Raw genomic sequence first — 24,174 nt, 5'->3', positions numbered from 1 at the left:
TCTCTACCCGGTAAGCGTCTCGAGTGCAGGAATCAGCAAGGTCAGCGCCCGCCCTCGATGCGAGGAAGCATCTTTCTCTTGCGGACTCAGTTCCGCCGCCGATCTACTGTCCCCTTCGGGAACGAATACCGGATCATAGCCGAAACCGTTCTCACCCAACGGCTCTCGTGCGACGACACCACGCCATTCACCCCGGACGACGGCCTCCACGCCGCCGGGAACGACCAGCGCACAGGCAGAAACGAAACCTGCACCCCTACGCTCGTCGGGAACGTCGCCCAGCTGAGCCAACAGCAACGACGTGTTGGCGCCGTCGTCTCCGTGCACTCCCGACCACCGCGCCGACAGCACACCCGGCATTCCGTTCAATGCGTCGACTTCGAGACCGGAATCATCTGCAACGCAAGCGAGCCCGGTCGCAGCTGCGCCGTCGCGAGCTTTGGCGAGCGCATTTTCCTCGAACGTCGAACCGGTCTCGGGTGCCTCGGGAAACTCGGGCACCTCGTCCAATCCGACCAATTCGATGCCGAGGACTCCTGCGCCATCGAGCACCCGACGCAACTCCTGTAACTTCTTGGCGTTGCGGCTCGCGACGAGAAGCTTGGTATCAGCCACCGAACTTCTTCTTCGGTGCGTCGACGGCAGGCTCGGGAAGCACGCCGGGGTACGGCTCGGCAAGGGCAGCCTGCTGCACCTCGAAAAGCTTCTCGATGCCCGCGAGAGCCGAATCGAGCAGCTTGTCGAGAGTGGTCCTCGGGAACGTAGCGCCCTCACCGGTGCCCTGGATCTCGACGAGAGTACCGGTGTCGGTGGCTACGACATTCATGTCGACCTCGGCACGCGAATCTTCCTCGTAGGGCAGATCCAGCCGAACACGGCCGTCGACGACGCCGACGCTCACCGCTGCGATGGCACAGGAAATCGGCTGCGGGTCCGCGAGTCGACCGGCCGCACGCAGGTAGGTGACGGCGTCGGACAGTGCAACGAATGCGCCGGTGATGGCCGCGGTGCGGGTGCCGCCGTCGGCCTGCAGTACGTCGCAGTCGATTGCGATGGTGTTCTCACCGATGGCGGCAAGGTCGATGCATGCGCGTAGCGACCGGCCGACGAGTCGGGATATCTCCTGAGTTCGCCCACCGACCTTGCCCTTGACGGACTCGCGTCCGCTGCGGGTATGGGTTGCTGCGGGAAGCATCGCGTACTCGGCGGTGAGCCAACCGAGGCCCGAGCCTCTACGCCAGCGAGGAACACCCTCCTCGACACTCGCGGTGCACATGACCCGCGTGTTTCCGAACTCCACCAGCACCGATCCTGCCGGGTTGTCGGTGAATCCGCGGGTGATCTTGATGTTGCGGAGCTCGTCGTCCGCTCGGCCGTCTTCTCGTCTGGACACGGCAGCAAGCTTAACCCTGACCTACACGGTGAAGACATCGCCCGGTAGGACTGCATGCACCGGACCGCTGAACTCGGCCTTCGCTTCCGCGATGACATCTTCTCTGGAAGTCCACGGCGGAATGTGAGTCAGCAACAGCTCACCCACGCCTGACTCACGTGCCAGCTGGCCAGCCTCGGTCCCGGAGAGATGTACACCTTGCGGGCGGTCGGAACGGTGCGTCCACGATGCCTCCGACAAGAGCACATCGGCACCGTGAGCGAGATCGCGGACTGCCTGGCACATGCCTGTGTCCCCCGTGTACGCGAACAGCTTCCCCTTGCCTGTCGTGATCCGCATGCCGTACGACTCCGGCGGGTGATAGACCTGGCGGGTGTGCACGGTGAGCTGTCCGTGTTCGATGGTTCGGCCGTCCTGCCAGCGACGCAGATCGATCGTGTCGGACATGTCGTCGATTTGACCACCGCATTCCGCCGAGGCGACACCCAACCGGAAAGCGGTGTCTTTCGGCCCGTATACGAGTGCGCGCCCAGCGGGCGGATTCGGGTGGTATCTACGCCAGACCAGAAGTCCCGGCACGTCGAGGCAGTGATCTGCGTGTAGATGCGACAGGAACACGCTTACGTCACCGGGATCTGCGTATTTCTGCAGCGCACCGAGCACGCCGGGACCGAAGTCGAGTACGACAGGCGATGTTCCCGGTTCGTCGAGCAGGTAACCCGACGCGGGGGAATCAGGCCCTGACACACTCCCCGAACATCCCAGGACGGTAATTCGCATGTACATCATGCTGCCACGTCGATGCCCGGCACCGAAACGTTCGACACGTTTTTACGAAGGTAACCACCCATTTGCGCGTTGTGGGTGGGTCGGCGGCGGCGCTCAGCTGAGAGATTTCTGCTTACGTGCCTCGCGCGCATCGGAGGACAAAACCCAGGCCGCGAGGACTCCTCCGACGGCTCCGAAGAGGTGACCTTGCCACGACACCCCAGGTGTACTCGGTAATACACCCCACAGTGCGCTGCCGTAGATGACGAACACCACGACGCCGACAGCAAGTTGGCCCAAGTTTCTGGTGAAAATTCCCCGCGTCAGCAGATAGGCGATCCAACCGAAAATGAGAACCGAGGCGCCGATGTGGTTGGAGTTGCCCCCGCCGATCGACCACGTACCGACACCACCGACGACCCAGATGATGCCTGTGGCCGTCAACCCCCGCGCCAGACCGGACAACAGAACGAGGAATCCGAGAATCAGAACCGGCAGGGTGTTCGCGATCAGGTGGGCCCAGTCGTCGTGCAGCACCGGCGCGAACAGAATTCCCCACAAACCGTCCACACTGCGGGGGTTGATCCCAGCCTGCTCGACGCGACTACCCGAAGCGACGTCGATGATCTCGATGACCCAGAGCAGCACGACGAACGAGCCCATCAACATCGCGGCCTGCTGCCACAGTGGGCGTTTGGGTGCGGTAGCGGGAAGGTAAGGGTTCGTCGTCACAAAACTAGGCCTCTCGTCCAGCCCCGACATCCACGCACCGGGGAGGTGGTCTGTCCTTCGACAGTCTACCGCTGTGGTCAGGGCGCAAAGGCCGACGGAAAAATCTGACGGTATGTCGCAATACCAGCAATCGAGGTCGCGTCGAGCAATGCACGGACGATGGCCCGCTCGACGACATCGGCCGCAACCGCGCACACTGCGTCGAGAACCGGCAGGTCGGAGGAGAACGCCTTAGGCATGGCAGTTTCGGTGACGACCTTCCTCGTGCCGGTCGAAAGCGCGAAAATTGTGTCACCGTCGAGTGGCGAGTGGGCAGGTCTGATCGCCCGGGCGAGGCCGTCGTGAGAGGCGACGGCCACCCGCTTGCACGACGCCGCGCTCAAATCCACATCGGTGCCTACGACGCCGATCGTCGTATTGAGGGCAGTGCCCTTGGGTGCAAGTGCGTTGGCGTTCCACACCTCGTGCACATCGGGTTTGCGCATCCGGTATGCACCGGGCCCTTCCGAGCCGACTCCCCAGGGAAGTCCGGTTCGGGGATCGAACACCGAACCCACCGGATTGGTGACGATAAGCGCGCCGACGGTGACGCCGTCGGCAGGTCCTCCCTCGATGACAGTGCTCGCCGTGCCGACGCCACCCTTGAGCACTCCCGCGCGGGCACCGACGCCCGCGCCCACCGAACCGGTCGCAAAATCGGCTCGAGCGGCCGCTGCTGCGCGATATCCGAAGTCGGCGGTCGGCCGGATGGACCAATCCCCTACCGGCAGATCGAAGATGACGGCCGCAGGAACGATCGGTACCACCTGGTCCGGGCTACCCATGGCAATTCCATGTCCATGCTCTTCGAGCCACCGCATGACACCGTCGGCGGCAGCGAGTCCGTATGCGCTTCCACCGGTAAGGAGAACGGCATTGACCTGCTGCACCGAATGGCTCGGATCGAGCAGGTCGGTTTCACGGGTGCCGGGACCGCCTCCTCGGACGTCGACGGCGGCGACGGCGCCGCCAAGAGTACGGATCACCGTGCAGCCGGTGGCCGCGCCGGACCCGAGTTCGGCAGCCGGATCGATTTCATGGTAATGGCCCACCAGTAGGCCTGACACGTCGGTCAGTGCATCCTTCGGACCCGTCCCCAACAGGTACTCCTACGGAATGAGGACCTGGACGAGCGAATCCTGCATCCAGGTCAGCCAGTGGTACACGTCCAGATGGGGAGCTCGTGGATCCCCCTCGTCGAGAACCTCAGGAGTGTCTGCGTCGATACCCAGTGTGGTTCCGAGCGCCAACCTTACGTCGTTGAGGCCCATCAGCCAGGAGTCTGCCTGCGCGGGGGTCAGGACGACTTTTCCGCCGTTCGTCGGAATCGTATCGAGGATGACTCGGCTTGCAGCGAGCTTGTCGTCGATGATCTCCGGCTCGTGCAATCCGCGAAGCGCGCCGTTGAGGTTTGCCGTATCGGAGTTCGAATCCGGGCGATGGAAGTCCGGCAGCAGCCGCGCGAGCGCGGCATCTTCGGGTGGACTGCTGTGGCCGGTTCGTAGACCCGTCATCGCCGCCAGCTCGTCCGTCGGGGTATCGGCTTCACGATCGCGGAGAAGACCGACTACCGATTCCACGAGCGACCTGAGCACAGTTGCTTCTCTGGCGTCCATATCCGAGCGGATCTTGACCCCGCTGAGTGAGTTCTTTCTGCTCCACATGCGCACTGCGCTCTTTTGTCCCGTCCTTGGATGCCTGGCCTGCTGTCTCGAAGCCCGTGTGTTGCTTGCTGGCCCCTACTTGTCCTGTTGCATCGTGGCCCACAAACCGGCCGCGTGCAGTTTGCGCACGTCGTTCTCCATCGCATCGCGCTCACCGCTGGAGACGACTGCCTTGCCTTCCGAATGAACCTGCATCATCAGCTCGGTAGCTTTCGCTTTGCTGTATCCGAACAGCTTCTGAAAAATGAAGGTGACGTAGTGCATGAGGTTGACCGGGTCGTCCCAGACGATGGTCACCCAGGGCACATCGTGTGCCTCGTCCCGTGCCACCACTTCTGTTTCCGCTGGTACCGCCTGAGGGGATGCCGCCGACGGTGAAATCGACGAGTTCGGTACCGCGACCGCTCTGCCCACGGTCGGTCGTGCCGTCGATGAAGCCATACCTCTCAGGGTACGACGAGGGAGCGGTAGTACACACCTTCGCCCCTACGCCTCGTACTGTTGTCTCTGTGACCGACGCCTCGATCTCCAATCCGGACTTTTGCGACCATGAACGTAGTTCCGCGCTGATGACGGACCAGTACGAATTCACCATGCTCTCGGCCGCGCTTGCCGACGGATCTGCGCACATACCGTGCAGCTTCGAGGTCTTTGCGCGACGGCTGCCGAACGGCCGGCGTTACGGCGTCGTCGCCGGTACCGCCAGATTCCTCGAAGCGCTGACTCGATTCCGCTTCGGGCCCGCCGAGATCGAAGCGCTCGCCGCCTTCCTCCCGACCAAGACCCTCGAGTGGCTCGAAAACTATTCATTCGGCGGAGACGTGGACGGCTATCGAGAGGGCGAGCTGTATTTTCCCGGCTCGCCGGTGCTGTCCGTACACGGAACCTTCGCCGAATGCGTCGTTCTGGAAACTCTTGCCCTGTCGATTCTCAACCACGACAGCGCAATAGCGTCGGCGGCCGCACGCATGGCGAACTCTGCGGGTACCCGCCCGCTCATCGAGATGGGTTCGCGTCGCACCCATGAAGAAGCCGCCGTCGCGGCCTCTCGCGCCGCCTACATCGCCGGCTTCACCGCGACCTCGAACCTCGAAGCAGTACGACGCCACGGCGTCCCCGGAGCCGGAACTTCGGCGCACGCGTTCACCCTGCTCTACACCGACGCCGATGGTCCGAACGAGAAGGCTGCCTTCGCCGCGCAGGTTCGCAACCAGGGAGTCGGCACTACGCTGCTCGTCGACACCTACGACATCACGGCCGGTGTCGCCAACGCCGTCGAGGCCGCTGGTACCGGTCTGGGCGGAGTACGCATCGATTCCGGAGATCTCGGAGTGATCGCCCGGCAGGTCCGCCGTCAACTCGACGACCTCGGTGCGAGAGAAACGAAAATCGTCGTATCGGGTGATCTCGACGAGTATGCGATCGCCGCATTGCGCGCCGAACCGGTGGACAGCTACGGCGTCGGCACCTCCCTGGTGACCGGATCGGGAGCGCCCACCGCGGGCATGGTCTACAAATTGGTGACGGTCGACGGCCGTCCCGTCGCCAAGCGCAGCAGCCACAAGCAATCGCGCGGGGGCGCCAAAGCCGCTATCCGAACCACTCGATCCACGGGAACTGCAATCGAAGAAATCGTGTATCCCGTGGGGAGCAAGCCGGTGATCGACGACGGACTCACCGCCATCGAACTGTGTACGCCCCTGGTGCGCGGCGGCAAGCAGGAACCGTCGCTACTCAGCTTGAACGATGCACGTGAGCTACTCGCACAGCGGCTCGTCAGTCTTCCGTGGGAAGGACTCAAACTTTCGCAGGGCGAACCGGCACTGTCGACGCGGTTCATCGAGGCCCCCGCGTGATCCGTCGCCCGCGGCTTTCGCCAGACGGTGTCGATGGCCATCCGGTCGGTGAGTGGCAGTAGTCTTCTGCGGTGCCGTCGAAGTCCGAGCTCCCCACAGTTCCCGCCCTGTTGAAGGTCGCGGTGCACTCGCTGGGAGGCAAGGAACGCAGCAATCAGCTCACGATGGCATCGGCCGTCGCGCACTCGATCGACACCGGGGAGCACCTGGCCGTGCAGGCTGGGACCGGAACCGGTAAATCGCTGGCGTACCTCGTGCCGAGCATCAGACATGCTGTCGAATCCGGGCGCACCGTGGTTGTCTCGACGGCAACCATCGCGTTGCAACGTCAGCTCGTGGACCGTGACCTCCCACGACTGGCGGATGCACTGAAAGATGCCATCGGCAGGCGGCCGAAGTTCGCAATACTCAAGGGCCGCAACAACTATCTGTGCATGAACAAGATTCACACTGGAGCATCCGAGGAGAAGCCCGACGCCGAACTCTTCGACGCGTTCGCCATCTCCCGCCTCGGCCGCGAGGTCGTGCGGCTCACGCAGTGGTCTTCCGACACCGACACCGGCGACCGTGACGACGTCGTCCCCGGCGTCAGCGATCAGGCATGGCGGCAGGTCAGCGTCACCGCACGTGAATGCCTCGGCAAGTCTCGATGCCCCGTCGGCGAGGACTGCTTCGCCGAGCGCGCACGCACCGAAGCGTCACAGGTAGACGTAGTGGTCACCAACCACGCACTGCTGGCCATCGATGCCATCACCGGCATCCAGATTCTTCCCGAGCACGACGTGGTGGTCATCGACGAAGCGCACGAACTCGTCGACCGAGTCACCGGCGTTGCCACTTCGGAACTGTCTGCCGCAACGGTCACCGCTGCTGCTCGCCGATGCTCCAAGCTGATCGAGGAGGAGATCGTCGACTCACTCGACGGCGCGGCAGACAACTGGGCTGCGGTTCTCGACAGCCTCCCGCCCGGCCGATGGTCGGCTCTCCCGGACGGAGTGGGACCTGCACTGGCCTCCGTTCGAGACTCCGCCTGGGCCGTTCGTACCGCGATAGGTCCGCAGAAGCAGAGCATGGCAGCCTCGGATCCGGAAGCCGCCGCCGCGCGCAATGCGGCCCTGGTGGCCATCGACGAAGTCCACGACAGCGCGGTACGAGTGCTCACCGCCTTCGACGAACCGGACCCTGCCAAACGCAAGGACGTCGTCTGGCATGCAGTCGACGACTTCCGTGGGAACGTCAAACGCACCGTCCGAATAGCGCCACTGTCGGTCGGGGGTCTACTCCGCAGCCGACTCTTCGCCGAGTCGACCGTGGTGTTGACTTCGGCGACGCTGACGGTCGGTGGCTCGTTCGACGGTCTCGCCATCAATTGGGGTCTTCCGGCCGAGAATTCTGCACGCAGCGACACGGCCATGGCGTCGGGCACCGAGGCACCATCCGACACTGCGCCGATTCATTGGAATTCGCTCGACGTCGGGTCCCCGTTCGATCACGCGAAGGCCGGCATTTTATATGTGGCCAAACATCTTTCACCTCCTGGCCGTGACGGCCTGTCCGCCGCGTACTTGGACGAGATCGAGGCACTGGTCAGTGCTGCCGGTGGCCGGACACTGGGCTTGTTCTCCTCGATGCGCGCGGCGAAGGCTGCCGCCGAGGAGATGCGCGAGCGACTGGACACACCGATCCTGTGCCAGGGCGACGACTCCACGGGCGCACTGGTCACCAAGTTCGCCGAGGACGAAGCAACCTCACTCTTCGGCACCCTGTCGCTATGGCAAGGAGTGGACGTTCCCGGTCCCTCGCTCAGCCTGGTGATCCTTGATCGGATCCCGTTCCCCAGACCGGACGACCCGCTCCTGGTGGCCCGGCAACAGGCAGTGGAGTCCCGTGGCGGCAACGGCTTTCTCGCGGTCGCCGCCAATCATGCCGCGCTTCTGCTCGCACAGGGCGTCGGCCGGTTGCTGCGCAGCGTCGACGACAGAGGCGTCGTCGCCATGCTCGACCCACGACTTGCGACGGCTCGCTACGGCGGCTACCTCAGGGCCTCGCTTCCCCCGTTCTGGGAGACGTCCGACCCTGAGGTAGTGCGCAAAGCTCTCACCCGACTTTCCGGGAGGTAGGCACCTTCGCAGAACCGGTTACGGATTAGGCGATTTCACCAGACCCAATTCGGCATCACCGGCCAACAGCGGATGGTGCGGCAGCACTCGCACGGTGTAACCGACTGCGCCGCTGACCGGCAGAGCGGTGTCGGTCTCGAAGACCTCCCCGAGCGAGTCCGTTCCTGAATGCGTCATAGCCACAGTTCGGGTGTCGATCAATTCCTCGTCGTCGGTAACCCGGCCGAGCACAGCCTGAACGACGACGTCCGACGACGAAAGACCTCCGAGCCGGACGTACGCCCGCAAGGTGAGCTTCGCGCCGATGACCGGGGTATCCGGCAGGCCTTCACTGTCGACCTGGACGACCTCGACGGAATGCCACGCATCCTCGACCCGCCGGCGATACGCTGCGACGTCCTTCGCGCCTGCGTACTCGTCGCGGTCCACTGTGCGTGCCGCGGTCGCGGCCGGTGCGTAGTAACCGAGCGTGTAGTCGCGAACCATCCTCGACGCCAGCACCTTCGGCCCCAGATGCTCGAGGGTGTGGCGAACCATCTCGATCCAGCGAGTCGGCACACCGTCGGTGCGGTCGTAGAATTTGGGCAACACCGACTGCTCCAGCAACTCGTAGAGCGCCGAGGCTTCGAGGTCGTCGCGGCGACTCTCGTCCGTCACGCCGTCGGCAGTCGGTATGGCCCAACCGTTCTCGCCGTCGTACATCTCGTCCCACCATCCGTCGCGGATGGACAGGTTCAGACCGCCGTTCAGCGCGGACTTCATGCCCGAGGTTCCGCAGGCTTCGAGTGGGCGAAGGGGGTTGTTGAGCCAGACGTCGCAGCCCCAGTAGAGGTACCGAGCCATCGACATGTCGTAGTCCGGTAGGAACACGATGCGATGGCGAACATCTGCGGCATCGGCGAACCGAACTATCTGCTGGATGAGGGCCTTGCCTCCGTCGTCCGCAGGATGCGACTTTCCGGCAACCACCAATTGCACTGGACGGTCCGGGTCGAGGAGAAGCCTCTTCAGTCGTTCCGGTTCGCGAAGCATCAACGTCAGACGCTTGTACGTCGGCACTCGTCTCGCGAATCCGACCGTCAACACGTTCGGGTCGAAAACCCCTGAGGTCCAACCAAGTTCAGCCTCGGTCGAGCCTCGCTCCACACACGATCGATGCACCCGACGGCGAACTTCGTCGACGAGTTGACCCCGAAGATCGTTTCGCGTCGACCACAGTTTTTCGGACGGGACGTTCTGCAACTGTTCCCAGCCGCGTGCTTCCTCCAGCGCATCGGCACCGACGGTTTCGTTCGCCAGTTCCATCCACTCGCGCGCGGCCCAGGTAGGCGCGTGAACGCCATTGGTGACCGAACCGATCGGTACCTCCGATACGTCGAATCCACGCCACAGATCGTTGAACATGCCCCGGCTGACGATCCCGTGCAGCTTCGAGACACCGTTGGCACGTTGGCCCAGACGAAGGCCCATATGCGCCATGTTGAACACCGACCGGTCGGGCTCACCACCCAGCTCCAGAATGCGGTCCATCGGCAAACCTGGCAGCAAGGCCGAGTCGGCGGAGGCGTCGCTGCCGAAGTAGTGCCGGACCAGATCGGCCGAAAACCGGTCGATGCCGGCAGGCACCGGCGTGTGGGTGGTGAACACGGTTCCTGCTCGCACCGATGCGAGGGCGGAGTCGAAGTCCAACCCTTCACCGGTGACAAGTTCGCGGATGCGTTCGGCACCGAGGAACCCTGCGTGCCCCTCGTTCATGTGGAACACCTCGGGGTCCGGCAAACCGTGCGCGTGGGTGTAAGCACGAATAGCACGCACGCCACCGATTCCCGCCAGAATCTCCTGCTTGATGCGATGATCCTGGTCTCCGCCGTAGAGGCGATCGGTCACGCCTCGAAGTTCCGGATCGTTGTCCGAGATATCGGAGTCCAACAAGAGCAATGGGACGCGTCCCACCTGCGCGATCCATACCCGAGCTCGCAGGACCCGCTCTCCCGGCATCGACACGTGAACGAGGACCGGTGCATCCGACGAGTCGGTGAGCAGACGCAAGGGCAAGCCCTGCGGATCGAGCGATGGGTAGCGCTCGGACTGCCATCCGTCGGCGGTCAGTGACTGCCGGAAGTATCCGGATCGGTAGAGAAGGCCGACTCCGATCAACGGCAGACCCAAGTCGGACGCAGCTTTGAGATGGTCGCCCGCAAGGATGCCGAGTCCACCCGAGTAGTTGGGCAGGACCTCGCTGACACCGAACTCCATCGAGAAGTAACCGATGCCGGTGGGCAGCGAAGAATCGGTGCGCTGCTTCTTCTGGAACCAGAGTGGACGAGTCAGGTAGTCCGACAGATCGCCGGACACTACCGCAAGGCGGTCGACGAAAGTCGGATCGTCTGCAAGTTCTTCCAGGCGCTTCGGCGCGACCGCTCCGAGCAGAGCGATGGGATCACGGTTGAGGTCGACCCAGAGCGCGGGGTCGATCTCCTCGAAGAGTTGCTGAGTAGGTGGGTGCCACGACCAGCGGAGGTTTGTCGAAAGCTCCGCTAGGGCATTCAGACTCTCGGGCAGGTGGGCTCGGACAGTGAACCGACGCAAGGCTTTCACGAAACGAACCATACCCACCTTGTCGGTCTCATGGGATTCGACGGTGCCACCGGCGGGGAACGACCGACGGACGACCGAAAACGCCGACGAAGGCCGCTGACACAGGCACAGCGTCGCCGACTGCACTACGGTTGTTCACGAGAGCACGCCGACCATCAGTTAGTCGGCCGTCGCACCCGATGCGATCGGCCGAACGGAGCGAAGAACGGAGTGTGAAGTGACAGGTCGACTCGGTATCGACAATGTCCTTCCAGACACGAGCACCGGAAAATACCCCGCGAAAGCGGTGGTAGGCGAAGCATTTCCGGTTTCGGCGGATGTGTGGCGAGAAGGTCACGACGCGGTTGCCGCAACGCTCGCAGTTCGTGGGCCCGGAGTTCGGACCCCACTGCGCATCACCATGACCCCGGGTAGCGAACCCGATACGTTCGACGCACTCTTCACTCCGAGCACCCCCGGCTACTGGATTTGCCGAATCGAGGCGTGGAGCGATCCCGTCTCGACATGGAAGCATGCACTCGAAGCCAAACTGGGTGTGGGTCAGAGCGCCATCGAGCTGGCCAACGACTTGGAAATCGGTGCACGGGTATTCGAGCGCGCCGCCAAGGGTGTGCCCACCGAGGAACGAGCGCTTCTCGTCGACGTCGTCGCTGCGTTGCGCGACACCGACCGTCAGCTTCCGGCTCGCGTTGCGTCCGCTTTCACACCGGCAGTGGCAGATCTCCTGCACCAGTACCCGCTGCGCGAACTGGTGACGCGATCCCCCGCCATCAACGTCTGGGTGGACCGCAACCGCGCGCTCAACGGCGCCTGGTACGAATTCTTTCCCCGGTCAACAGGTGGATGGAACGAAGATGGCACACCTCGCCACGGCACGTTCGCCACTTCCATCGAGCAACTCCCCCGCATTGCCGGCATGGGTTTCGATGTCGTCTACCTTCCACCGATCCATCCGATCGGCGAGATCAATCGGAAAGGCCCGAACAACACGCTGACCCCGGAGCCGCACGACGTCGGTTCGCCGTGGGCCATCGGATCCAAAGACGGCGGGCACGACGCGATCCATCCCGAGCTCGGTACCGAAGACGACTTTCGGGCGTTCGTGGAGGCAGCCGAGGCGCTCGACCTCGAGGTTGCTATCGATCTGGCACTTCAGGCAGCCCCGGACCACCCGTGGGCGGCGGCCCATCCGGAGTGGTTCACGGTCCTTCCCGACGGCACGATCGCCTACGCCGAGAATCCCCCCAAGAAGTACCAGGACATCTATCCGGTCAACTTCGACAACGATCGCCGCGGCATCTACAACGAGGTTCTGCGCGTCACTCGACACTGGATTGCATTGGGAGTCAAAATCTTCCGAGTCGACAATCCGCATACCAAGCCACCGGACTTCTGGGAATGGCTCATCGCCGAGATCAAGAAGTCTCATCCGGAGGTGCTGTTCCTCGCCGAGGCTTTCACCAGACCTGCGCGGATGTATGGCTTGGCCAAGCGCGGCTTCACCCAGTCCTACACCTACTTTACGTGGCGGGTAGCCAAGTGGGAGCTCACCGAGTTCGCCGAGGAGCATGCCCGACGAGCAGACGATGCACGGCCGAATCTGTTCGTCAACACCCCGGACATTCTCCACGAAAGCCTTCAGACCGGCGGGCCCGGAATGTTCGCGCTCCGTGCTGCGCTGGCGGCCACCCTGTCGCCTACGTGGGGTGTGTACTCGGGCTACGAATTGTTCGAGCACCAAGCCGTGCGTCCGGGCAGCGAGGAGTATCTCGATTCGGAGAAGTACCAACTCCGTCCCCGAGACTTCGAGGGCGCGCTGGCCCGAGGCGAGTCATTGGAGCCGTGGTTGGCGACACTGAATTCGATCAGACGGGCGCACCCGGCGCTACAACAGTTGCGCAACATACATTTTCATCATGTCGATAACGACGCGCTGATCGCCTACTCGAAGTTCGATCCGGTCACCGGCGACTCGGTACTCGTGGTGATCAACCTCGATCCGTTCGGACCGGAAGAAGGCACCATCTGGTTGGACATGCCTGAACTCGGACACGACTGGCACGACAGCCTCACCGTCACCGACGAAGTCAGTGGCCAGCAATTCAATTGGGGACAGACCAATTTCGTCAGATTGGAACCGTGGAAGTCAGTGGCGCACATCTTGGCGCTACCACCGATTCCGTATCCGGCACGGCTCGAACTGGCATACCGCGGCAACCGGAAGTGAGTGGGAAAATCGTGACCGACAACCCGACGACAACCGATATTGCCTCACCGAGCAGCAATGATCTCGATTTGCTCGCCCAAGGCAGACACTACGATCCACACTCGGTGCTCGGCGCACACCCAGTGCCCGGCGGGACCGCCATTCGCGCGCTCAAGCCGAACGCGGAGTCGGTGGTCGCGCGCATCGGCGGCGTCGACCATCCGTTGACCCATGTTGCGCACGGAGTGTTCAGCGTCGTCGTACCGTTCACCGATTTGATGGACTACAGACTCGTCGTCACCTGGCCCGGTGGATACACCGCCGACTCCGCCGACGGTTACCGGTTCCTCCCCACGCTGGGAGAATTGGACCTCCACTTGTTCGGCGAGGGTAGGCACGAGCGACTCTGGGACATCCTCGGTGCCCACGAGCAGAACTACACCACCCCGGACGGCGACGTCAGTGGCACCTCGTTCGCAGTGTGGGCGCCGGCTGCCGCGGGCGTGACCGTAGTCGGAAGTTTCGACGAGTGGTCGGGCCGAAGTTGGCCCATGCGTGCGCTCGGATCCACCGGCGTCTGGGAGCTGTTCGTTCCCGATGTCGGACCTGGAACCGTCTACAAGTATCGCGTCCACGGGTCCGATGGCGTTGTGCGTGACAAGGCCGACCCGATGGCATTCGCCACCGAGATTCCACCTGCCACCGGATCGATCGTCGCCAGCTCCGATTTCGAGTGGTCCGACGACGATTGGCTCGCAGCTCGCGCGGAGATCGAGCCGACTCGGGCACCGATGAGCGTCTATGAAGTGCACTTGGCCTCCTGGCGTCCTGGCCTGGACTATCGCCAATTGGCGGTGCAGCTGGCCGAGTACATGCTGGAAACCGGCTTCACCCACGTCGAATTGTTGCCGGTTGCCGAGCACCCGTTCGGTGGTTCGTGGGGCTACCAGGTGACGTCCTACTACGCCCCGACCTCTCGGTTCGGTACCCCTGATGATTTCCGCTTCTTCGTCGATCACCTCCACGAGGCAGGCATCGGCGTCCTCGTCGACTGGGTGCCCGCTCACTTCCCGAAAGACGAGTGGGCGTTGGCCCGTTTCGACGGTGGCCCGCTCTACGAGCACGGGGATCCTCAACGCGGCGAGCAACTCGACTGGGGCACGCTGGTCTTCGACTTCGGTCGTCGCGAGGTACGAAACTTCTTGGTCGCCAATGCGCTGTACTGGCTCGACGAGTTTCACATCGACGGACTGCGCGTCGACGCTGTCGCATCCATGATCTACCTCGATTATTCCCGTCCTGAGGGTGGATGGACGCCGAACATCTACGGCGGCCGCGAGAACCTCGAAGCGGTCTCTTTTCTCCAGGAGATGAACGCGACCGTGCACAAGAAGTTCCGGGGCGTCGTCACCGTCGCCGAAGAGTCCACTGCGTGGCCCGGCGTCACTCGTCCTACCAGTGTCGGTGGCCTCGGCTTCAACATGAAGTGGAACATGGGCTGGATGCACGACACGCTCGACTTCCTCGGGCGAGATCCGATTCACCGCAGCTTTCACCATCACGAGATCACGTTCTCGTTGGTGTACGCGTGGAGTGAGAATTACCTCTTGCCGATCAGTCACGACGAAGTCGTCCACGGCAAAGGCACTTTGTGGTCACGCATGCCTGGGGACAACTCCACGAAGGCTGCGGGAATGCGCGGGCTACTGGCGTACATGTGGGCGCACCCCGGTAAGCAGTTGCTCTTCATGGGCCAGGAGTTCGGTCAGACTCGTGAGTGGTCCGAAGAGCGCGGGCTCGACTGGTACCAACTCGACGACCATAACGACGACGGTCTGCATCGCGGAGTACTGAACTTGGTCAGTGACCTCAACTCCGTCTATCGGGCGAATTCTGCTCTTTGGACTCTGGACACGTCCCCCAGCGGATATTCGTGGATCGATGCCAACGACACCGAGAACAACGTGCTCAGCTTCTTGCGCTACGGCGTGGATGGATCTGTTGTCGCGTGTATCTTCAACTTCTCGGGAGTCGTACATGGCAACTATCGTGTCGGACTACCGGAGCCTGGTCGCTGGATCGAGATTCTCAATACGGATGCAGAGTCCTACGGCGGTTCGGGCGTCGGCAATCTCGGAGAAGTAACCGCAACATCGCACTCGTGGCATGGTCGACCGTCGTCTGCACAGGTGGCACTTCCCGCCCATGGCGCGATTTGGATAAAACTGGAGCGTTGAATGAGTGGCGGTCGTACCCGACACACACTGTGGATGACCGCCGTGATCACGATGTTGGTAGTGAGTGGATGTGGCTCCTCGGTCGATGGCCGGGCAGTGTCGATCTACGAGAACCCTTTCACCGTGGCTGGGCTGCCGGTCACGGATGGGCTGAGTGGGCCACGTCCGGGAGCACCGCACTCCACGCTCGAGGTGCGCAATGCCGAGGGCACGGATTCCGACATTATCGCCACTGACGCCATAGACGACATCCAGCGGTACTGGGCACAGACCTATCCGGAACTGTTCAAGGGCACCTTCGCCCCTGTGTCCGCACTCATCTCCTGGGACGCAGGCGAAGACGAGGACGAGGGCGTCAGGTTCTGCGGGGACCGAACCGGCGGAGTTCCCAACGCAGCGTACTGCTCACGCGACGACACCATCGGCTGGGACCGAACGATCCTGTTGCCCGCATTGATCGACGCCTTCGGTCCGATGTCGGTCGTCATGGTCATCGCACACGAATACGGCCATGCCGTGCAGTATCAGTCCGGTCTGATCGGCGAGGACACCCCGACGATAGTTGCCGAGCAGCAGGCAGACTGCTTCGCCGGTGCCTTCATCAGGCATGTCGCCGAAGGAGATTCGGCACATTTCACCATCAACACCTCCGACGGCCTCAATGGCGTACTCGCCGCGACCGTCGCAGTCCGTGACGTCGATCCCAACGATCCGGATTCGGTCCACGGCACCGCCTTCGAACGTGTCACCGCAGTTCAGATCGGATTCACCGACGGGGCAGCGGCCTGTACAGAGATCGACGAAGCCGAGATCGAATCGCGCCGAGCGGATCTCCCCCACCAGTTCAGCAACGCCGCCGACGACGGCGAGCTTCCGGTCACCGTGGAGACGTTGGAGGCATTCGTCAGGTCGTTCGAAAGCCTGCTGACACTGCAGAATCCACCCTCCGTCACCTACAACGGGTCCGACACCGATTGCCCGGACGGCTCCTCGACCGAGCCGGTGTCGTACTGCGCCTCGACCAACACCATCGGCGTGGACGTCGGTGCCCTCGCCGAACTCGGCACAGCCGAGCGTCCACGGCGCGGAGACGTCATTCCCCTCAACGTATCCGGCGACTACAGCGCATATGTGTTGTTCGCTTCGCGGTACACGCTTGCCGTCCAGAACGAGGCAGGCCAACCGCTCGACAACCCGCAGACTGCGTTGCGATCAGCCTGCCTGGCCGGCGTCATCACCGCAGGTCTGAGCGCCGAAAACAGAACCAGCACTTCCGAACTGGAAGTGTGGCTCTCCCCTGGCGACCTCGACGAGGCCGTATCCGGCCTGTTGAGCGACGGATTGACTGCCAGCGACATCGATGGAGTGACGCTTCCCAGCGGATTCTCTCGCGTCGACGCATTCCGCTCGGGTGTGCTGGGCGGACGCGAGCAGTGCAACACCCGCTACCGCTGACCAGCACAGGGCCGAAAATCAGTACAGCGCAGAAGCCAGCTTTCGACGGGCGGCCACCACGATCGGGTCAGCGGCATCGAACAACTCGAAGAGTTCGAGTAACCGCGTCCGCAGTTGCGTGCGCTCTTCACCTGCTGTCTTCTTGATGCCGGCAATGAGCCGTGCGAACGCCGCTTCGGGTTTCTGCTGCGACAACTCGACGTCAGCAGCTTCGATCTGAGCCGCCACGTCGGACGGCGCCGCGTCTGCGCGTTCCACAGCGTCGACATCGACGTGTTGGACTCGTGCGAGAAAGCGCACCTGGCGAAGCGCAGCAAGCGCCTCCGCGTTCGCCGGCTCGGCGTCGATGATCGCTTGATACGCAGCTTCGGCAGCAACGAAGTCGCCCTCATCGATTGCCTCCTCGGCCGCGACAAAACGCGGATCCTCCGGCTCGGGATCATCCTCGCCGACGTCGCCGCCCGCGTTGGGCGGGCCGGTGAGTTTGCCCGCCGTCGCCTGCTCGACAGCCTCGAGCCATTTGCGCAGCTGTTCATCGGGCTGCGAGCCCTCGAAATCAGCGAGGGGCTGTCCAGCCGCTACCGCGATGACCGTCGGAATGGCCTTGACGCCAAAGGCTTGCGCGATCTGAGGGTTGCTGTCGACATCCACACGCGCATGCACCCAGGCCCCGCCCGCTTCGAGCGCCAACTGGCCCAGTTGCCGAGTCAGCGCGGCAGACTGTGGAGATCGAGCCGACCCGAGATCCACGATCACCGGGACCTGCGAAGACCGCTGTAGCACCTCCGCCTCGAAGTTGGCAGTCGTCACATCGACGATGGGAGCCAATCCTGCTGAGGAGTCGTCGGTTCCAGCGGCAGGCGGCGGCGCAGGACGATCCTTCAGAGCGGAGAGGTCGACGGCCCCTGCGATGGATGCCGGGACGGCAGTTGGCGGACGGGCTGAAGAGCGAGAACCGGGACGAGTCACGCCCTACAGTTTGTCACTAACGGTGAAGACTCACCACTGCTGGTACTCGTGGGAACTACGAGGGCGTGCCGGCACCCTTGGCGAGAGCAGGTTCGGAGGAGCTCAGCTCGGCGAGACGGCCTGTTCGCGTGGCCCAGATCTCGAAGACGACGGTACCGAACGGCGGAATGCTGGCAAGAAGAGCGAGCACGCTGGTCTTGATATCCCAGCGGAGTTTGACTGCGGTCAGGATCGAGATCAGGACATAGATCACGAACACCGCGCCGTGTATCGGTCCGAAAATTTTGACACCGATCTCGTTGCCGTCTGCAGGTAGCCACTTGAAGGCCATTCCAACCAAGAGACCCAGCCAGGTAAACGCCTCGAGGACTGCGAAAAATCGGAATCGCTTGGCCGTGGTGCTCAGATCGAAGAAGGTCAGCATGCGCCCCATTGTGCCCGATCGACTACGACAGAGCGTAGTGGGTCTGGTCTCACTTCGACCCCCGAGCAGAAGCAGTGAGCGCGAAATGAGACCAGACCGAACGTCAGGACTTCGGTACTCGCACGATCAGCGCATCACCCTGTCCGCCGCCACCGCACAATGCAGCCGCGCCGATCCCTCCACCGCGTCGTCCGAGTTCGAGGGCGAGATGCAACGCGATACGTGCACCGGACATTCCCAGGGGGTGCCCGATAGCGATTGCCCCACCGTTGACGTTGACCTTGTCCTCGTCGATGCCGAGTTCACGGGTAGAAGCGATGCCTACTGCCGCGAAAGCCTCGTTGATCTCGATCAGATCGAGATCCTTGGGATCGATCCCTTCTTTGGCACACGCCTTGGCGATCGCCCGAGCAGGCTGGCTCTGCAGCGAGGAATCCGGGCCTGCGACCACACCGTGCGCACCGATCTCGGCAATCCATGGCAGCCCGAGACTCTCTGCCTTGTCACGGCTCATGACGATCACAGCTGCAGCACCGTCGTTGATGGTCGAGGCATTACCCGCGGTGATCGTGCCGGTCTTGCTGAACGCCGGCCGAAGCTTGGCGAGGGTATCGGTAGTCGTATCGGCGCGGATGCCTTCGTCCTGGGACACCACGAACGGGTCGCCCTTGCGCTGCGGGATGCTGACCGGAACGACCTCCTCGTCGAAGATCCCGTTCTTCCAAGCCGCCGCCGCGCGCTGATGAGATGCAGCCGCGAATGCGTCCTGTTCCTCACGAGTGCTGGCACCGGCGCCTTCGTTGCGTAATTCGGTGAGTCCACCCATCGCCTGATCGGTGAAGATGTCGTACAGGCCGTCGAAGGCCAGATGATCGCGCATCGTCACGTCGCCGTACTTGTAACCCGCGCGAGACTTTTCGAGCATGTGCGGCGCCTGGGTCATCGACTCCTGACCGCCGGCAACGACGACCTCGAATTCGCCTGCCCGGATCAGCTGATCAGCGAGGGCGATCGCGTCGACCCCGGAAAGGCACACCTTGTTGATGGTCAGCGCCGGCACATCCATCGGAATGCCGGCGGCAACAGCAGCCTGACGGGCAGGGATCTGACCTGCCCCTGCGGTGAGAACCTGGCCCATGATGACGTACTCGACGAGTTCCGGGGCGACACCGGCCTTCTCGAGCGCACCCTTGATCGCGATACCGCCGAGGTCCGAACCGGACAGATCCTTCAATGCTCCGGACAGCTTGCCTACCGGTGTGCGTGCCCCGGCGATGATGACAGAAGTGGTCATAATGTTCCTCCAACCAATTGCACGAAAAGTGAGTCGTCGATCTCTACAACAGCCCCAGTGAGCGATTCGATCCAGCTGACGCTAACGTCGAGTGCATGACCTCCACCACGCAGTCTCCCACGGGTGCCCCACTCCGATCCGACCTGGTGTCGGCTATCGACCACGTCGGCGTCGCTGTGCCGGACCTCGATGTCGCCATTGCCTGGTACACCGAGCATCTCGGAATGGTGGCAACACACGAAGAAGTCAACGAGGAGCAGGGCGTCCGCGAAGCCATGCTGTCGTTCCCCGGTGCCACGTCGGCGTCGGCCGCACTTCAGCTGCTCGCACCGTTGAACGAAGAGTCGACCATCGCCAAGTTCATCGGACGTAGCGGACCCGGCCTGCAGCAACTGGCATACCGGGTCACCAGCATCGAGGAAATCTCCGACGAACTGCGCAGTCGTGGGGTTCGACTGCTCTACGACGCACCTCGACGCGGCACTGCAGATTCGCGCATCAATTTCATCCACCCGAAAGATGCAGGTGGCGTACTCATCGAATTGGTGGAACCATCCGAGAAATCAGTTCATTGACCCACCGTATGGCCCTTAAAACGTGGCAAAGGTAAGTTGACCGCCATGGCAAACGAGCAAGATCGCACCGGGGTGCAACTTCCTTTTTCGATCGTCCGAAAAGGATTCGATCGCGACGAAGTCACCAACTACTTCGAACGGTTCGACGCCGAGCTTCGGCTGACTACCGCTGATCGCGATGCCGCTGCAGCCCAAGCCCGTGACCTGGCCAAACAACTCGATGACGCTCGGGACGAGATCGACGAACTGCGCAAGGACATCGACCGACTTTCGGTGCCTCCAACTACGGCAGAGGGAATGAGTGACCGGATCTCACGGATGCTCAGACTCGCATCCGACGAGGCCTCGGAAGTTCGTGCCAAGGCACATGCGGAAGCCGAGGAGATGGTCTCAGTTGCCGAGCAAGAGAGCGCTCGCCTCCGCGGCCGTCATGAATCCCTCGTAGCGGAGTTGGAGGAGCGTCGTTCCGCGCTCGAAACCGAACACGAGCAGACCATGGCTCAGGCGCGCACCGAGGCTGCACGTGTGGTGGAGGCAGCGCAATCCGAGCGCGATCAACTAGCCGCCGAGTCCGAGGCCAAGCGGGCCAAGGTTCAAGAGGATTTCGAGATCACGATGGCAGACCGCCGCACCAAGATCCTCGCGGCTCTCGAAGACCTCGAAGCATCGAGCAAAGCCGACGCTGCACACCGCATCGAAGAAGCTACGAAAGAATCGACCCGCCGACTGCAGGCCGCGACCGAACAGGCCGAACGACGGATCGCGCACTCGAAGGAACTGGCCGAGGAACTACGAGTACTGCGCAGCCGAGTACTTGCCCAGCTGCTCGGCATTCGTGGCCAACTCGACTCCGTGCCCGCAATGCTCGCGTCGGTCAACCGAGAAAGCGAACTGCTCGACGCAGCCGAGCCCGCCGCTTCCTCCAAGGACAAGAACGACGCGGTCGATCTCGGGAAGGAAAAGGCCTCCACGTCATCTTGATCTACCAGGCGCTGGCTACGACCAGCGCCTGGTCAGGCCCCTCGTGCCACGGCCAGACCAACACCCTGTATGCCAATGCCGTCGGTCCTCCGGGCCTCCCAGGTCGTCCGACGGCCACGCCACTATATGCGCGACCCCCGGTCGCACCTCGTGATCGCAGCCTGGACAGCGATAAGTTTTCGTCGCTCTGTTCCCGGGGACCGTCCGGAAAGTGAATTCCTCATCGGACCATCCGGCCGGACCACCCTCTACCCGGGCGCCGCCGAGAAGCGAATCCGGAGAACCTGCTGCTTTCTTGCGGGCCGCTTTGCGGTCGTGGTTCCGTCGAGGCACAGTACGAGTGTAAGAGAAACACTCGAGCGCGTGCGACGGCACACGAATCAGAACAGGCGGAACTCGGTGCTTTCGGTGCCTCTCAGCACGTCGTAGTCGAGTGTCACGCATCGAATCCCACGATCGACGGCCAGCGTTTTGGCTTGCGGTTTGATCACCTGCGCCGCGAACACTCCACTCACCGGTGACAGCACCGGATCCCGATTCAACAGTTCCAGATAGCGTGTCAGCTGCTCGACCCCGTCGATTTCACCACGACGCTTGATCTCCACGGCCACGGTTCCGCCGTCGGCATTTCGGCAAAGAAGATCAACCGGCCCGATAGCCGTCATATATTCGCGACGCACGAGCGTGTAGCCGGTGCCGAGTGTCTCGACATGCTCGGCGAGCAATTCCTGAAGGTGGGACTCGACCCCGTCCTTCACCAACCCAGGATCGATACCAAGCTCATGACTCGAGTCGAGTTCGACCTCGTCGATCGTGATTCGAAGTTCCTCGCCGGCCTTGTTCGTCACGACCCACTTGATCGTCTCACCCTCGGTCGTTTCAGCCATCCAACACGGCGGGCTCATCCAGTTCAACGGTTTGTACGCGCGATCGTCCGCATGCACACTCACCGAGCCGTCGGACTTCACCAGAAGAAGCCGACGAGCAGGGGGAAGATGGGCAGTGAGGCGGCCGACATAGTCCACTTGGCAACGAGCAATTACAAGACGCACTCGCCCACCCTAAGCCAGAGCGCCCGCTACTCTATGACCACCATGCCGCAACCGAGACGATCCGTCGCGCCTCTCGGATCCCGCCTACTCGGCGACATATTCGAATCACCTCGTCGCCGTCGTATCCGTGTCCAACTGCTGCTGACTACGTTCCTGCTCGGGGCGAATCTGATCGGCGCCGTCATCGTGGTCTCTTTGGTCAGTGTCGTCGTGCCCGGGCCGGATGTTCTCGTCGTCGAGAAATACTGGTGGGTCAACTTCATAGTCGTTCCGGTATACGTCCTCCTGGCATTCGTCGTCGGGGTGCTCTGGGGGACGACGAGAGCGCTTCGAGACCTCCGCTGGGCCGTAGAGGACCGTCCGCCGACACGCCGAGAACAGGTCGACACGTTGTCGATGCCCTGGCAGTTGACCCGCCTGCAGATCCTCCTGTGGACCGTCGGGCTGGTTCTGATCACCACCATCGACGGCTTCATCGATCCTCAATCGATTCCCAAGGTGGCATTCACTATTGGCGCAGGCGGAACTGTTGTGTGCGCTTTCAGCTACCTGTTGAGCGAATTCGCGTTGCGCCCCGCTGCCGCCCGAGCACTCGAGGCAGGCGATCCACGTCGAATTCGGATCGCCGGAGTGATGGGCCGATCGATCCTGTCTTGGATCCTCGGAACCGGTGTCCCAGTAGCGGGTCTGATGATCATCGCGATCTTCAGTTTCATCCGGCCGTACTACACCGAATCTGGTCAATTAGCTGTCGCGATTCTGGCACTGGGCGGAATCACCCTGATCTTCGGTTTCTTCCTGACGCTTCTCGGAGTATTTGCCACGACCTCACCGATCAGCAACGTCAGATCCGGGATGGCGGAAGTCGAACGCGGCAACCTCGACGTTCATCTCGCGGTTTACGACGGAACCGAACTGGGTGAGCTGCAAAGCGGATTCAACAGAATGGCAGACGGAATCCGTGAGCGGGAGAAGATTCGCGACCTCTTCGGTCGGCACGTCGGACATGAAGTGGCCGAGGCTGCTCTCAGCAAGACCTCGGAGCTGGGCGGCGAGGAACGGGACATCGCGGTGTTCTTCATAGACCTGGTCGGTTCGACGGAGCTCGCCGCATCCAGTCCCCCGAAAGAGGTCGTCGACCTGCTGAACCGCTTCTTCGCGGTCGTCGTCGACGAGGTCGACGATCACGGTGGCTTCATCAACAAGTTCGAAGGCGACGCCGCGCTCGCCATCTTCGGTGCGCCCGGCGAACTGTCCGACCATTGCGGTTCCGCACTAGCGGCGGCCAGAAAGATCAGTACGCGATTACTCGACGAAGTCCCCGAATGCAGTGCAGCAGTGGGAGTTGCATCGGGCCGTGCCGTAGCCGGCAACGTGGGAGCGAAATCACGCTTCGAATACACCGTCATCGGTGACCCGGTAAACGAAGCTGCCAGATTGTCCGAACTCGCCAAGAACACTCATGGCGCCACCCTTGCCTCGAAGGCAACAGTCGACAACGCCGCGGAGGCAGAAGCGTCGCTCTGGGAACTCGGCGACAGTGTGAAGCTGCGTGGGCGGTCGGCTCACACCGTCCTCGCCAGTCCGAAGCAGACGACCGATCCAATTTAGGGCTCGCAGGCATGTGCGAGTGTGAGTGTTGCTGCGCCACCCCACTTCCCGCTTGAATGGTCCACTCATACGATCAGTGAACTTGAATGCGCCATCGAAGTAGCGCGGCAACGGTATCGAAGCCGGCGACGGTATCGAAGGTGCGCCCACTTGATCGCTTCAATGGACCATTCATACGATCAGATGGCTTCGGTGTCCCA

General features: G+C 62.6%; 21 protein-coding genes. 8 read left to right on the top strand and 13 right to left on the bottom strand.

What is annotated here, in order from left to right; translation table 11 throughout:
* Nucleotides 1-3: 3 nt before the first annotated feature.
* The 7 genes from rdgB to clpS all read right to left on the bottom strand — a co-directional run bounded on the left by rdgB (nt 4) and on the right by clpS (nt 5,037).
* On the bottom strand, nt 4-615 hold the full coding sequence (gene rdgB, locus BJI47_RS09470) for an RdgB/HAM1 family non-canonical purine NTP pyrophosphatase (RefSeq protein WP_088943491.1): 612 nt from the start codon (nt 613-615) through the stop codon (nt 4-6).
* Nucleotides 608-1,393: a ribonuclease PH gene (gene rph / locus BJI47_RS09465; RefSeq protein WP_088943490.1), complete on the bottom strand. Its 786-nt coding sequence runs from the start codon at nt 1,391-1,393 to the stop codon at nt 608-610. Before rph ends, rdgB begins: the two co-directional genes overlap by 8 nt.
* A gap of 21 nt (nt 1,394-1,414) precedes the next feature.
* A complete protein-coding gene (locus tag BJI47_RS09460; RefSeq protein WP_176224774.1) occupies nt 1,415-2,173 on the bottom strand; it encodes a cyclic nucleotide-degrading phosphodiesterase in 759 nt (252 codons plus the stop codon).
* Between the two features lie 102 nt (nt 2,174-2,275).
* Complete coding sequence (locus BJI47_RS09455) at nt 2,276-2,830, bottom strand: rhomboid family intramembrane serine protease (RefSeq protein WP_254900487.1); 555 nt, start codon at nt 2,828-2,830, stop codon at nt 2,276-2,278.
* 140 nt (nt 2,831-2,970) lie between these two features.
* Nucleotides 2,971-4,035: a P1 family peptidase gene (locus BJI47_RS09450; RefSeq protein WP_088943488.1), complete on the bottom strand. Its 1,065-nt coding sequence runs from the start codon at nt 4,033-4,035 to the stop codon at nt 2,971-2,973.
* Nucleotides 4,036-4,041: 6 nt separating this feature from the next.
* Nucleotides 4,042-4,602 carry a DUF2017 domain-containing protein gene (locus BJI47_RS09445; protein ID WP_088943487.1) on the bottom strand — a complete coding sequence of 187 codons (561 nt, stop codon included), beginning with the start codon at nt 4,600-4,602 and terminating at the stop codon, nt 4,042-4,044.
* Nucleotides 4,603-4,671: 69 nt separating this feature from the next.
* Nucleotides 4,672-5,037, bottom strand: coding sequence for an ATP-dependent Clp protease adapter ClpS (clpS, locus tag BJI47_RS09440; RefSeq protein WP_254900482.1), 366 nt, complete (start codon nt 5,035-5,037; stop codon nt 4,672-4,674).
* A 128-nt stretch (nt 5,038-5,165) separates the two neighbouring features.
* Here clpS and BJI47_RS09435 point away from each other — a divergent pair, with 128 nt between their 5' ends.
* Nucleotides 5,166-6,452, top strand: a complete 1,287-nt coding sequence (locus BJI47_RS09435; RefSeq protein ID WP_254900486.1) for a nicotinate phosphoribosyltransferase — start codon at nt 5,166-5,168, stop codon at nt 6,450-6,452.
* Nucleotides 6,453-6,523: 71 nt separating this feature from the next.
* Nucleotides 6,524-8,572: an ATP-dependent DNA helicase gene (locus BJI47_RS09430; protein ID WP_088943486.1), complete on the top strand. Its 2,049-nt coding sequence runs from the start codon at nt 6,524-6,526 to the stop codon at nt 8,570-8,572.
* An 18-nt stretch (nt 8,573-8,590) separates the two neighbouring features.
* On the opposite strand, the gene glgP is transcribed toward BJI47_RS09430, so the two are convergent.
* Complete coding sequence (glgP, locus tag BJI47_RS09425) at nt 8,591-11,170, bottom strand: alpha-glucan family phosphorylase (RefSeq protein WP_088943514.1); 2,580 nt, start codon at nt 11,168-11,170, stop codon at nt 8,591-8,593.
* Between the two features lie 217 nt (nt 11,171-11,387).
* On the opposite strand from glgP, the gene BJI47_RS09420 reads away from it, so the two are divergent.
* Genes BJI47_RS09420 through BJI47_RS09410 form a run of 3 tightly spaced genes read left to right on the top strand, consistent with a single transcriptional unit; the run spans nt 11,388 to nt 17,068 of the window.
* Entirely contained in the window at nt 11,388-13,397 is a 2,010-nt protein-coding gene (locus BJI47_RS09420; protein ID WP_088943485.1) for a maltotransferase domain-containing protein, read from the top strand.
* 11 nt (nt 13,398-13,408) lie between these two features.
* Nucleotides 13,409-15,613, top strand: coding sequence for a 1,4-alpha-glucan branching protein GlgB (glgB, locus tag BJI47_RS09415; protein ID WP_088943513.1), 2,205 nt, complete (start codon nt 13,409-13,411; stop codon nt 15,611-15,613).
* Nucleotides 15,614-17,068, top strand: coding sequence for a metallopeptidase (locus BJI47_RS09410; protein ID WP_088943484.1), 1,455 nt, complete (start codon nt 15,614-15,616; stop codon nt 17,066-17,068). It abuts the gene before it with no gap.
* 18 nt (nt 17,069-17,086) lie between these two features.
* Here BJI47_RS09410 and BJI47_RS09405 read toward each other — a convergent pair whose 3' ends face one another.
* The 3 genes from BJI47_RS09405 to BJI47_RS09395 form a co-directional block, all read right to left on the bottom strand.
* Nucleotides 17,087-17,980, bottom strand: a complete 894-nt coding sequence (locus BJI47_RS09405; protein ID WP_088943512.1) for a tetratricopeptide repeat protein — start codon at nt 17,978-17,980, stop codon at nt 17,087-17,089.
* Between the two features lie 112 nt (nt 17,981-18,092).
* Entirely contained in the window at nt 18,093-18,461 is a 369-nt protein-coding gene (locus tag BJI47_RS09400; RefSeq protein WP_088943483.1) for a DUF3817 domain-containing protein, read from the bottom strand.
* A 103-nt stretch (nt 18,462-18,564) separates the two neighbouring features.
* Nucleotides 18,565-19,755 carry an acetyl-CoA C-acetyltransferase gene (locus BJI47_RS09395; protein ID WP_088943482.1) on the bottom strand — a complete coding sequence of 397 codons (1,191 nt, stop codon included), beginning with the start codon at nt 19,753-19,755 and terminating at the stop codon, nt 18,565-18,567.
* Between the two features lie 95 nt (nt 19,756-19,850).
* Here BJI47_RS09395 and mce point away from each other — a divergent pair, with 95 nt between their 5' ends.
* Complete coding sequence (mce, locus tag BJI47_RS09390) at nt 19,851-20,330, top strand: methylmalonyl-CoA epimerase (RefSeq protein ID WP_088943481.1); 480 nt, start codon at nt 19,851-19,853, stop codon at nt 20,328-20,330.
* Nucleotides 20,331-20,375: 45 nt separating this feature from the next.
* The gene (locus BJI47_RS09385; RefSeq protein ID WP_254900481.1) at nt 20,376-21,311 is read left to right on the top strand and encodes a hypothetical protein; all 936 of its coding nucleotides are present in this window, start codon (nt 20,376-20,378) and stop codon (nt 21,309-21,311) included.
* Nucleotides 21,312-21,326: 15 nt separating this feature from the next.
* On the opposite strand, the gene BJI47_RS24500 is transcribed toward BJI47_RS09385, so the two are convergent.
* Nucleotides 21,327-21,644 (bottom strand): ATP/GTP-binding protein, encoded by a 318-nt coding sequence (locus BJI47_RS24500; protein WP_088943511.1) that lies wholly within the window; start codon nt 21,642-21,644, stop codon nt 21,327-21,329.
* Nucleotides 21,645-21,691: 47 nt separating this feature from the next.
* Nucleotides 21,692-22,363 carry an endonuclease NucS gene (gene nucS / locus BJI47_RS09375; RefSeq protein ID WP_088943480.1) on the bottom strand — a complete coding sequence of 224 codons (672 nt, stop codon included), beginning with the start codon at nt 22,361-22,363 and terminating at the stop codon, nt 21,692-21,694.
* Nucleotides 22,364-22,405: 42 nt separating this feature from the next.
* On the opposite strand from nucS, the gene BJI47_RS09370 reads away from it, so the two are divergent.
* Entirely contained in the window at nt 22,406-23,974 is a 1,569-nt protein-coding gene (locus BJI47_RS09370; protein ID WP_088943510.1) for an adenylate/guanylate cyclase domain-containing protein, read from the top strand.
* Nucleotides 23,975-24,174: the final 200 nt, after the last annotated feature.

This window comes from Rhodococcus sp. 1168, from assembly GCF_002091955.1.
GTDB lineage: Bacteria > Actinomycetota > Actinomycetes > Mycobacteriales > Mycobacteriaceae > Rhodococcoides.
This window is presented reverse-complemented; position numbering and strand designations above follow the sequence as displayed.

Coding starts and splice junctions, on each gene's coding strand:
- BJI47_RS09460 (WP_176224774.1), bottom strand. CDS start 2,173: ATGCGAATTACCGTCCTGGGATGTTCGGGGAGTGTGTCAGGGCCTGAT.
- BJI47_RS09455 (WP_254900487.1), bottom strand. CDS start 2,830: ATGTTGATGGGCTCGTTCGTCGTGCTGCTCTGGGTCATCGAGATCATC.
- clpS (WP_254900482.1), bottom strand. CDS start 5,037: ATGGCTTCATCGACGGCACGACCGACCGTGGGCAGAGCGGTCGCGGTA.
- BJI47_RS09435 (WP_254900486.1), top strand. CDS start 5,166: ATGACGGACCAGTACGAATTCACCATGCTCTCGGCCGCGCTTGCCGAC.
- BJI47_RS09410 (WP_088943484.1), top strand. CDS start 15,614: ATGAGTGGCGGTCGTACCCGACACACACTGTGGATGACCGCCGTGATC.
- BJI47_RS09400 (WP_088943483.1), bottom strand. CDS start 18,461: ATGCTGACCTTCTTCGATCTGAGCACCACGGCCAAGCGATTCCGATTT.
- BJI47_RS09395 (WP_088943482.1), bottom strand. CDS start 19,755: ATGACCACTTCTGTCATCATCGCCGGGGCACGCACACCGGTAGGCAAG.
- mce (WP_088943481.1), top strand. CDS start 19,851: ATGACCTCCACCACGCAGTCTCCCACGGGTGCCCCACTCCGATCCGAC.
- BJI47_RS09385 (WP_254900481.1), top strand. CDS start 20,376: ATGGCAAACGAGCAAGATCGCACCGGGGTGCAACTTCCTTTTTCGATC.
- BJI47_RS09370 (WP_088943510.1), top strand. CDS start 22,406: ATGCCGCAACCGAGACGATCCGTCGCGCCTCTCGGATCCCGCCTACTC.